The organism is Streptomyces sp. NPDC006335, assembly GCF_040612795.1.
Classification (GTDB): Bacteria; Actinomycetota; Actinomycetes; order Streptomycetales; family Streptomycetaceae; genus Streptomyces.
On sequence record NZ_JBEXQX010000007.1, the window covers coordinates 279,692 to 290,285 of the forward strand.

Here is a 10,594-nt window from a genome sequence, read left to right on the forward strand (position 1 = left end):
ATGACGACAGGTCGGCTCGGGCAACAAGCCGCGCCGCCGAACGCGGCCTACGCCGGGCAGGTCGTGCATTTTCCGGATCCGGTCCGGGCCGCGCGTCATCCCAGAGGGGTGCGGGTGGACGAGCGTGGCTACCCCGACTTCTCGCCCTACGCGCGTGCCGCCGCCGAGATCGCCGAGCCCCCCGAGGGCTTCGGGGTCGACGAACTGCGGCTGACGGACTACGTGTCGGCGAACGCGGCGCTCGCGGCCACCGGTCACGAACTGTGGGACACGGTGCCGGCGGTGGCGACGCCGCACGGCTGGACGTGGCACCACGTGGTGGGCTCGCGGCGGCTGGAACTGATCCCGGTCGAGGTGAAGGCGCTGCTGCGGCACCACGGCGGCATCGCGACGACACGTGTCGACCAGAACAAGCGGGGGACGCGGCCGTTGCAGGAGACGCGTCCGGCGCACTTCGGGCTGCCGAAGTCGTCGCTGGCGGTGACGGAGTCGCAGGTGCAGGGGGTCGAGGAGGATCTCGGGTACCGGTTGCCGGGCGCGTACCGGTCCTTCCTGAAGGCGGCGGGCGGGTCGGCGCCGGTGGGGGCCGCGCTGGACGCGGAGTTGGGGCTCCTGGTCGACCAGCCGTTCTTCACGGTGCGCGACGAGGCGGCCGTCAACGACCTCGTGTACGTCAACAAGTGCCTGCGTGACCACCTGACGAAGGACTACTTGGGCGTCGGCTTCGTCCAGGGCGGTCTGCTGGCCGTGAAGGTGAAGGGCGAGGGAATCGGATCGGTCTGGTTCTGCGCCTACGACGACGCGCGCGACGTCGACCCTTCGATGCGGCCCGCCGAGCGCGTGGAGCGCCTTCTGCTGCCCTGCGGTGCGGACTTCGACGTGTTCCTGTCCCGACTGGCCGGTAATCCGCCGGAGTTGGAGACGGTGGCGAACCTGATGGTGGACGGCGGGTTCGCCCGGTCCGTTCCCGTGTCTTCTTCCGTGTCGGGGGAGTGAGCTTCAGCGATGGTGACGTTCGCGCAGGCGCAGGAGCGCGCGGAAGAGTGGATCAACGGGGATGTGCCCTCGTACCAGCATCGTGAGGTGCGGGTGCGGGAGTTCGGCCTCGGGTTCGTGGTGTGGGCCGAGGATCGTGCGGAGGGGCCGCGTTCGGACGGAGGTGCCCAGCGGTTGGTGATCGCCCGGGACAGCGGGGAGGCCACGCTGTGGCCCTCGTTGCCGGTGGGCGAGGTGATCCGCCGCTACGAGGAGGAGTACGGGCGGGAGGACGGGGGCGGGGAGTCCGCGGCGGGGGGTGCGTCCGCCGCGTCCCGGGTCGATCTGAATCAGACGTCGTTCCTTCTGACGCCGCCGGAGTGGTTGCAGGACGCGGCGGACAAGTTGGGGATCGGAGGGGCGGGGGCTGACGCCGGGGCCGGGTCCGACGCCGGTGGCGGTTCCCGTGCCGGGGGCTCTGGGGCTTCGGAGGCTCGGCCCTGGACCGGGACGGACACCAATGGGGGTGAGGACCTTTCCGTGGCGTTGCCGGAGACGGTGTTCTCGTCGCCGCCGGTGCCGGTGCCGGTGCCGGTGCCGGTGAGTGGTGCGGAGGCGGCGTCGGTTTCGGATGCGTCGGAGATCGCGGAGGTTCAGGACGTCTCGGAGGTCCAGGACGCCTCTGACGTTTCGGACGTCACCGATGCCTCGGATGTGTTGGATGTGCCGGACGTGTCGGATGTGTCGGACTCCAGGACTGCCCGGATTTCGGGGCCGCGGGGCGGGGGCTCGGTGCCGGGGGCGCCGGGAACCACGCCGCCTGGTGGGTCTCCGGTCGGGGGGTCGTCGTACGGGTATCCGCAGGAGTCCGCGAGTGGGCCGGGGGTGCCTCCGGTGCCGGGGGCTTCTGGGGCCGTCGGTTCCGGGCCGGCGCCTGCGCCGAGTGCCGGGGACATCGCCGATGTCGCCACCAGCAAGCTGGCGCCTCCGTCGCGCGGGGCGCAGGGCGGGAGTTCGGCTCCGCCGCCTCCGCCGGGGGTGCCCGGGGTGCCTGGTGGGCGGCCGGGGAGCGGTCCGACTCCGCCGCCCGGGCCTGCGGGGGGTGGGTATGTGCCGACCCAGTTCGTGACGGCGCCGGGTGCCGAGGGGACCGCGGGGCCGGGAGCCCAGTCGGGTTCCGGTGGCGCTCCCACTCCGCCTCCGCCCCCGGCTGCCGCGCCGGGTGCTCACGGCACCCCGGGCATGCCGCCTCCGCCTGGGCCACCGGGGTTCCCCGGCGCACCTGGTGCGCCCGGCGCCCCGGGATCCGCTTCGGGGGCTCCGCAGCCGCCCGGCGTTCCGGGTGCACCCCAGTTCCCGAATCCGCCGGGTGCGCCGGGGGCTCCGCAGGCGTCCGGTGCGCCGAACGCCGCCCCGCCGCAGAGTTCCCCGGGGATGCCCGGTGCGCCCCAGCCTCCCGGTGTTCCGGGGGCCGCGCAGGGGGCCGTGCATCACGCGGAGACCGTGCTGTCCGCGCCCCCGATGGGCGGACCCGGTGTGCCCCCGCCTCCGCCGCCGCAAGCTCCCGGCTCTCCCGGCGCCCCCGGAGCCGCTCCGGGTGCTCCGCAGCCGATGCCGCCCGGCATGATGCCGCCCCCGCCTCCGGGTGCCGTACCGCCCCCGGGCCCGGTGCCCGTCCCGGCACAGACGATGCCGGGACAACCGGCGTCGGGGCAGCCGATGCCGGGGCACCCCGTACCCGGTCACCCCACGCCCGCCCACCCCGTCCCCGGACACCCCGGGCCCGCCCAGCCCCCCGCCTACGGCTACCCCCAGCAGGCGCAGCCCACCGTCGGGCCCGGCTACCAGGCGGTGCTCAGGTACCGGGCGCAGGACGGGTCGGAGCAGCAGTTGATCCGGCGGTCGGCGCCGGGGACGCCGCACCCGGAGTGGCAGATCTTCCACGAGCTGCGCGGCATGAACGTCCCCCCGGATCAAGTGCTGGAACTGCACACCGAGTTGGAGTCCTGCGAGCTGCCGGGCGCGTACTGCGCGCGGATGATCCGGGAGCAGTGGCCGCAGGCGCGGATCGCGAGCATCGCGCCGTACGGCACGGATCACGCGAGCCGGCAGCAGGGCATGCAGCAACTGCTGGCGCACCAGGGCGAGTTGCACCAGGTGGCGGACGGGCCCGCCCGCCCGGCGCCGGTGCGCGCGCCGTTGCCGCCCGTGCAGGCCGTGCCGCCGGTCCCGCCGGAGGGCGTGGCGCAGGAGCTGGCGGGCGCCTTCGGGCCGGGGATCTTCCGGTTCGAGCAGGTCGCGGTGGACCGCCAGGGCGTGCCGCCGGTCGTCGCGCACTCGCTGGTCGTGGCGGGGCTGCCGGTGGACATGGGGCCGTTCTTCTGGGCGCAGGCCCAGCCGGGGCGCCCGGTGCCGACGCTGGCCGAGCTGGCGGCCGAGCGCGGAGTGCAGCCGGCCGCCGACGCGGGCTCGTACCTCGTCATGGGCAGCGACTTCGGCAAGGCGATCTGTGTGCAGTACGGCACGGCGAACATCGTCGCCGTACCTGTGGAGGCGGGCCCGGGCGGTGCGCCCGTACCGCCGCAGTTCGTGAACACGGGCCTGCCCGAGTTCCAGCGCTGTCTGGCCCTGCTGGGCCGGATGTGGCGGCTTCGCTTCGGCCTGAACCAGGAGCAGGCGGGCCGCTGGACCGTCGACTTCCAGGCCCAGCTCGCCTCGCTCGACCCGGCGGCGCTGAGTTCGCCGGAGAGCTGGTGGTCGGTGCTGCTGGAGCAGATGTGGGACGGGCTGCTGTGACGTCCCGCCGACGCTGAGCCACGCGCGCGTGGAGGGCCGGACCCGGTTGTGAGACCGGGTCCGGCCCTCCCTTTTGTGCACGCTCTTGCGGCCCGCGCGCGGAGTGTCGCGTTATGAACATTTCCGTCCGATACATCAAGATGTGCGCGAAATCATCATTTCGCGTTCGTTTGTGTCGTTGCGGAGAGGGGTTGCAGGATGAGCAGCGCACCGGTGTCACCCCCGGGGTTCGTGGCCGTACGGGGGCGCGGCTACCGCCCCGACCAGGTCGACGCGTACGCCGCCGTCCTGTCCTGGGACCGGGACGCCGCCTGGGAACGGGCCGCCCGGCTCACCGTGCTCGCCAGGGAGATGGAGGCCGAGGTGGTGCGGCTGCGGGAGGTCGTGGCAGAGCTAGCCCCGCAGGCGTACGAGGCCCTCGGCGAGGGTGCCCGGAGACTCTTCGAGATGGCGCAGGAGGAGGCCGCGGCCGTCAGGGAGCGGGCGCGCCAGGAGGCGCGGCGCCTTGAGGACGAGGCGCAGGCGGACGCCGACGGCGTACGGGATGCCGCGCAGGCGCGCGCCGACAGCGTGCGCGCCGAGGCCGAGGAGCGCGCCCGTCAGCGGCTGCTCACCGCGCGCGCCGAGGCCGACGAGATCCGGGTCGCCGCCCGGCGTGAGGTGAAAGCGGGGCGCGGGAAGGCGCTCGCCGCGTTGCGCGAAGTACGGCAGCGCACCACCGCGATGCTCGCCGAGCAGGCCAAGGAGCACGCGGAGCGGCTGGCCGAGGTGCAGCGGGCCTGGGAGAAGCGGGCGGCCGAGGCGGACGCGCGGGACGCCGAACGGGTGGCGCGGGCGGAGGCGGCACTGGCGGAGGCGGAGCGGGAGTTCGCGGAGGCGGAGGCGTCGGCGGTGCAGCGCGAGGACGACGCACGCGTGCGTGCGGCGGAGATCATCGCGCAGGCGCGGGCCGAGGAGGAGCGGATCGCCCAGGAGACCGAACGGGTGCTGCGCGAGCACGGCGCGCGCTGGGACGAGGTCCAGGCCGAGATGGGCCACGTGCGCAGCAGTCTGACGGCGCTCACGGGCAAGGCGGCGACGGAGTAGGCGCGCCTGGACCGGGCGGGGGCGGGAGGGGGGGAGTCGGGCGGGGTCGGCGGGACCGGGCGGGGTCGTCCGGGGCAGCGGGGGTGGTCACGGCTCCTTGGGGACCGGCTCCTTGGGGACCGGCTCCTTGAGGACCGGGAAGCGCCGCGGTGCCAGCACCAGCAGCACCCCGAACGCCAGGGCCGCCGCGCACCCCGCCCCCACGTACACCGCGTGCACCGCGTCCGCGATGGCCGCGCGGGTCGTCTCCGGGGCCGTACCGGCGTCCAACGCGCGCGTGACGGAGTCGAGGTCGCTCGCGCCGCCCAGGCGACTCGCCAGGACACCGTTGGCGACCGCGCCGAAGACCGCCGCGCCCACCGTCTGGCCGGTCTGGCGGCAGAAGAGGACGGAGGCCGTCGTCGTACCGCGTTCCGCCCAGCCGACCGTCGACTGGACCCCGACGATCAGGGGGAGTTGGAACAGGCCCAGCGCGGCGCCCAGGAGCAGCATCAGCAGGGCGGGCTGCCAGGCCGCGCCCGGGTAGGGGAGGAAGGGGAACGCGAACAGGATCAGGGCCGCCGTTGCGCTGCCCAGCATCGCCGTGTTGCGGAAGCCGATGCGCCGGTAGACGTGCTGGCTCAGCGCCGCCGACACCGGCCAGCTCAACGTCCATACCGACAGCACGAATCCGGCGGCGACCGGGGCGAGACCGAGCACCGACTGGGCGTACGTCGGCAGGAAGACCGTAGGGGCCACCATGAGGAGGCCCAGGGCGCCGAGGGCCAGGTTCACCGCGGCGATCGTGCGGCGGCGCCAGACCCAGCCGGGGATGATCGGCTCGGCCGCCCGGCGCTCGATCAGGACCACGGCGGCCACCAGGGCGAGTCCCGTGCCGAACAGGCCCAGTGACGGTCCCGACAGCCACGGCCACGCCACCCCGCCCTGCACCAGCGCCGTCAGCAGTACGCCCCCGCAGGCGAACACCGCGAGCGCGCCCGCCCAGTCGACACGCGCACGCGTGGAGCGTGCTTCCCGGACCGGCTCCCGCAGGTACCGGGTGATCAGCCACAGCGCCACCGCGCCGATCGGCAGGTTGATCAGGAAGATCCACCGCCAGTCGGCGTAGGCGGCGAGCACTCCGCCGATTCCCGGCCCGGCGACCGCCGCCACCGCCCACACCGTCGACAGCTTGGCCTGGATCTTCGGCCGTTCCTCCAGCGGGTACAGGTCGGCGGCGAGCGTCTGGACCGTGCCCTGGAGGGCCCCGCCGCCCAGGCCCTGCACGATCCGGAACGCGATCAGCGCGCCCATGTTCCACGCCACCGCGCACAGCAGCGAGCCGAGCAGGAACACCGCCGAGCCCGCGATCAGCACCGGCTTGCGCCCGAAGGTGTCGGACAGCTTGCCGTACACCGGCAGCGTCACCGTCACGGCCAGCAGATAGCCGGAGAACAGCCAGGAGAAGACCGAGAAGCCGCCCAGGTCGCCGACGATCTGCGGGACCGCCGTGGAGACGATGGTGGCGTCCAGGGCCGTGAGCGCCATCGCGAGCATCAGGGCCGCCACGACGGCCCCGCGCCGGTTCGTGGAGACGTGCGCCGCGGTCTCCCGTATCGACGGCTTCGTGTCGTCCACGCGGATTCCTTCCCCCTGCATCTATCTGCCGGCGACCACTCTCCCACTTGCCCCTCACGCGGCGGCAGGGTGCAGTCTCGCCGGGGCGGAGGGTGGAGCCGCCCCCTAGATCGACTCCACCTGTCGGTGGACTGCCCCTAGGGGTACCTCCGTACTACGGCTGGGGGCGGGTTCGTACCGCCGGAGGACGAGGAGGGCCAGGGGACGTCCTTAACCTGGCTTTACGCCGCTGGGGAGCGGTGGGGGAGGGGCGGCCGGATCGACGGGGGTGGGGTTTTCCCCCGTAGAAGAGGGTGCTGAGCACCAGCGCGCCGGACCGTCCCGCGGCACCAGACTGAACGCCGTACCGAGCACACGCACCAGCACCTACCGAACGCCGGGCGGTTCCGGCGGCTTACTGACTGACCGATATAGGAGACATACCGTGACATCGGCTGTAACCATCACCAGGCACGGGGGCACTGGAGGGCGTACGGCCGTTGCCGCGCGGGCGCGGCAGGTCGTCAAGGCGTACGGGTCCGGCGAGACCCGTGTCGTCGCCCTCGACCATGTGGACGTGGACATCGCCCGCGGACAGTTCACCGCGATCATGGGCCCCTCGGGGTCCGGCAAGTCCACCCTCATGCACTGCCTCGCCGGACTCGACACCGTGACGAGCGGTCAGATCTACCTGGACGACACCGAGATCACCGGCCTGAAGGACAAGAAGCTCACGCAGCTGCGCCGGGACCGGGTCGGATTCATCTTCCAGGCCTTCAACCTGCTCCCGACGCTCAACGCGCTCGAGAACATCACGCTGCCCATGGACATCGCCGGACGCAAGCCGGACAAGCAGTGGCTCGCACGCGTGGTGGACACCGTTGGACTTTCCGACCGGCTCAGGCACCGTCCCACCCAGCTCTCCGGCGGACAGCAGCAGCGTGTCGCCGTGGCCCGCGCCCTGGCCGCGCGCCCCGAGATCATCTTCGGTGACGAGCCGACCGGAAACCTCGACTCGCGCGCGGGTGCCGAGGTGCTGGGCTTCCTGCGCCGCTCCGTCGACGAGCTCGGCCAGACCATCGTGATGGTCACGCACGACCCGGTCGCCGCCTCGTACGCGGACCGCGTGCTGTACCTCGCCGACGGCCGGATCGTCGACGAAATGCACAAGCCGACCGCGGAGGCCGTCCTGGACCGCATGAAGGACTTCGACGCCCGGGGGCGCACGTCATGACCGTCATGAAAACCTCCATGCGCAACTTCTTCGCGCACAAGGGACGCATGGCCCTGTCGGCCGTCGCGGTCCTGCTGTCGGTCGCCTTCGTCTGCGGGACGCTGGTGTTCACCGACACGATGAACACCACCTTCGACAAGCTCTTCGCGGCCACCTCCTCGGACGTGACGGTGAGCGCCAAGGGCGCCTCCGACAGCGGCGAGACGACCTCCGGCAACGGAAAGCCGCCGGTCATGCCGGCCTCCGTGCTCGGCAAGGTCCGCGAGGCACAGGGCGTGAAGACGGCGGAGGGAACCGTCTTCTCGACCTCGGTGACCGTCGTGGACGCCGACAAGGACAGCCTCTCGCCGTCCGGCGGCGGCCCGACCATCGTCGGCAGCTGGAACGGCAACGACGCCCGCACCATGAAGATCACCTCCGGTGCGGCCCCCAAGAACTCCGACCAGGTCATGGTCGACAAGGACACCGTCGACAAGCACCACCTCAAGCTCGGTGACGAGATCGGCGTCATCAGCGCGGTCGGCACGCACAAGGCGAAGATCTCCGGCGTCGCCGAGTTCGAGGTCACCAACCCCGGTGCCGCGATCTTCTACCTGGACACGAAGACCGCCCAGCAGACGCTCGTCGGCGAGTCGAACGTGTTCACGAACGTCAATGTCACGGCCGCGGCCGGGGTCACCGACGCGCAGCTGAAGAAGAACGTCGCCGCCGAGCTCGGCGGCACCTACAAGGTGCAGACGGCCAAGGAGACCGCCGACGCCAACCAGAAGGACGTCGAGGGCTTCATGAACGTCATGAAGTACGCGATGCTCGGCTTCGCCGGGATCGCCTTCCTCGTCGGCATCTTCCTGATCATCAACACCTTCTCCATGCTCGTCGCGCAGCGCACCCGGGAGATCGGCCTGATGCGGGCGATCGGGTCCTCGCGCAAGCAGGTCAACCGCTCCGTGCTGGCCGAGGCGCTCCTGCTGGGCGTGTTCGGGTCGGTGCTCGGGGTCGGCGCGGGCGTCGGCCTCGCGATCGGGCTGATGAAGCTCATGGGCTCCATGGGCATGAACCTGTCGACCAGCGACCTCACGATCGCCTGGACCACCCCGGTCGTCGGTCTCGTCCTCGGTGTGGTCGTCACCGTCCTGGCCGCCTGGCTGCCGGCCCGCCGCGCGGGCAAGGTCTCCCCGATGGCCGCCCTGCGGGACGCCGGCGCCCCCGCCGACGCCAAGGCGGGCCGCGTACGGGCCCTGGTGGGCACGCTCCTGACCGGCGGCGGCGCCTACGCGCTCTACCTCGCCGCCGAGGCGGACAAGGCCAAGGAGGGCTCCTCGTGGCTCGGCCTCGGCGTGGTGCTCTCCCTGATCGGCTTCGTCGTGATCGGCCCGCTCCTCGCCGGTGTCGTGGTGCGCGTCCTGGGCGCCGTCGTCCTCAGGATGTTCGGTCCCGTCGGCCGCATGGCCGAGCGCAACGCCCTGCGCAACCCGCGCCGCACCGGAGCCACGGGCGCCGCCCTGATGATCGGCCTCGCCCTGGTCGCCTGTCTGTCGGTCGTCGGCTCCTCCATGGTCGCCTCGGCCACGGACCAGCTCGACAAGACGGTCGGCACGGACTTCATCATCCAGTCCGACAGCGGGCAGCTCGTCACCCCGGCGGCCGTGAAGGCCGTCAAGGACACGCCGGGTCTTGAGCGGGTCACCGAGTACAAGATCACGGAGGCCGACTACACGACCCCCGACGGCAAGACGCTCAAGGACACCGACATCACGGCGGCCGACCCGACGTACGCGACCGACCTGCAGACCAAGACGGTCGCCGGAAAGCTCGCCGACGCCTACAGGCCCGACTCGATGTCCGTGCACGACCAGTTCGCCAAGGCGCACGGCATCCACCTAGGGTCGAAGATCAAGGTCGCCTTCAAGGACGGCGCCACCGCCGACCTGACCGTACGGGCCATCACGAGCAGCGACGGCCTCATCGACGCGGGCTCGAAGTACATCTCCACCGCCACGCTCGCCAAGTACGTGCCGGCCGACAAGATGCCCCTCGACCAGCTCGTCTTCGCCTCGGCCAAGGAAGGCCAGACGGACGCCGCGTACAAGTCCCTCAAGTCGGCGCTGCACGACTACCCGCAGTACACCGTGCGCGACCAGACCGACTACAAGGAAGCCCTCAAGGACCAGATCGGCCAGCTCCTGAACATGATCTACGGCCTGCTGGCCCTCGCGATCATCGTCGCGATCCTGGGTGTCGTGAACACCCTGGCGCTCTCGGTGGTCGAGCGGACCCGGGAGATCGGCCTCATGCGGGCGATCGGCCTCTCGCGGCGCCAGCTGCGTCGGATGATCCGCATGGAGTCCGTGGTGATCGCCCTCTTCGGCGCACTGCTCGGGCTGGGACTGGGCATGGGCTGGGGCGCGACCGCCCAGAAGCTCCTCGCCCTTCAGGGCCTGAAGGTCCTGGAGATCCCCTGGCCGACGATCATCGCGGTCTTCATCGGCTCGGCCTTCGTGGGCCTGTTCGCCGCCCTCATCCCGGCGTTCCGGGCGGGCCGGATGAACGTCCTGAACGCGATCGCGACCGAGTAGTCCTTCTGGGGACAACCCTCCCGGGGACGGGGGCGGGCCCGGCACCGAGAAGCCACGGGGGGCTTCTCGGTGCCGGGCTTTTCGCTGGCGGGTCGGCCGGCCATCGGGTTGGCGGTCGGCTGCGGTGCGGGGTCGGCGGGCGGCTTCGCTGCTGGGCCGGCTGTTGGATCGGCGGTCGGTTTCGTTGTCGAGGTCGGCCGTCGGGTTGGCGGTCGGCTTCGCCGTTGGGTCGGCGGTCGGGTTGGGCGGTTGGCTTAGCCGTCGGGGTCGGTTGTCTGATTGGCGGTCGGCTTCCTTGTCGGGGGGCGGCCGTCGATGGGAAGTGGCTGTG

General features: G+C 72.1%; 6 protein-coding genes. 5 read left to right on the forward strand and 1 reads right to left on the reverse strand.

Going from position 1 to position 10,594, the window contains the following annotated elements; all coding sequences use genetic code 11:
* The 3 genes from ABZ098_RS21930 (at position 1) to ABZ098_RS21940 (ending at position 4,857) form a co-directional block, all read left to right on the forward strand.
* Positions 1 to 996, forward strand: coding sequence for an SMI1/KNR4 family protein (locus tag ABZ098_RS21930; RefSeq protein ID WP_356593553.1), 996 nt, complete (start codon positions 1 to 3; stop codon positions 994 to 996).
* Positions 997 to 1,005: 9 nt separating this feature from the next.
* Positions 1,006 to 3,771 carry an SUKH-4 family immunity protein gene (locus ABZ098_RS21935; protein WP_356593555.1) on the forward strand — a complete coding sequence of 922 codons (2,766 nt, stop codon included), beginning with the start codon at positions 1,006 to 1,008 and terminating at the stop codon, positions 3,769 to 3,771.
* Positions 3,772 to 3,969: 198 nt separating this feature from the next.
* Positions 3,970 to 4,857 (forward strand): cellulose-binding protein, encoded by an 888-nt coding sequence (locus ABZ098_RS21940; RefSeq protein ID WP_356593557.1) that lies wholly within the window; start codon positions 3,970 to 3,972, stop codon positions 4,855 to 4,857.
* A gap of 87 nt (positions 4,858 to 4,944) precedes the next feature.
* On the opposite strand, the gene ABZ098_RS21945 is transcribed toward ABZ098_RS21940, so the two are convergent.
* Positions 4,945 to 6,474, reverse strand: coding sequence for an MFS transporter (locus ABZ098_RS21945; RefSeq protein ID WP_356593559.1), 1,530 nt, complete (start codon positions 6,472 to 6,474; stop codon positions 4,945 to 4,947).
* 424 nt (positions 6,475 to 6,898) lie between these two features.
* Between ABZ098_RS21945 and ABZ098_RS21950 the strand changes: the two genes are divergently transcribed.
* Together ABZ098_RS21950 and ABZ098_RS21955 are read left to right on the forward strand one after the other, a co-directional pair.
* Positions 6,899 to 7,687: an ABC transporter ATP-binding protein gene (locus ABZ098_RS21950; protein WP_311720604.1), complete on the forward strand. Its 789-nt coding sequence runs from the start codon at positions 6,899 to 6,901 to the stop codon at positions 7,685 to 7,687.
* Positions 7,684 to 10,263 carry an FtsX-like permease family protein gene (locus ABZ098_RS21955; RefSeq protein ID WP_356593561.1) on the forward strand — a complete coding sequence of 860 codons (2,580 nt, stop codon included), beginning with the start codon at positions 7,684 to 7,686 and terminating at the stop codon, positions 10,261 to 10,263. Before ABZ098_RS21950 ends, ABZ098_RS21955 begins: the two co-directional genes overlap by 4 nt.
* Positions 10,264 to 10,594: the final 331 nt, after the last annotated feature.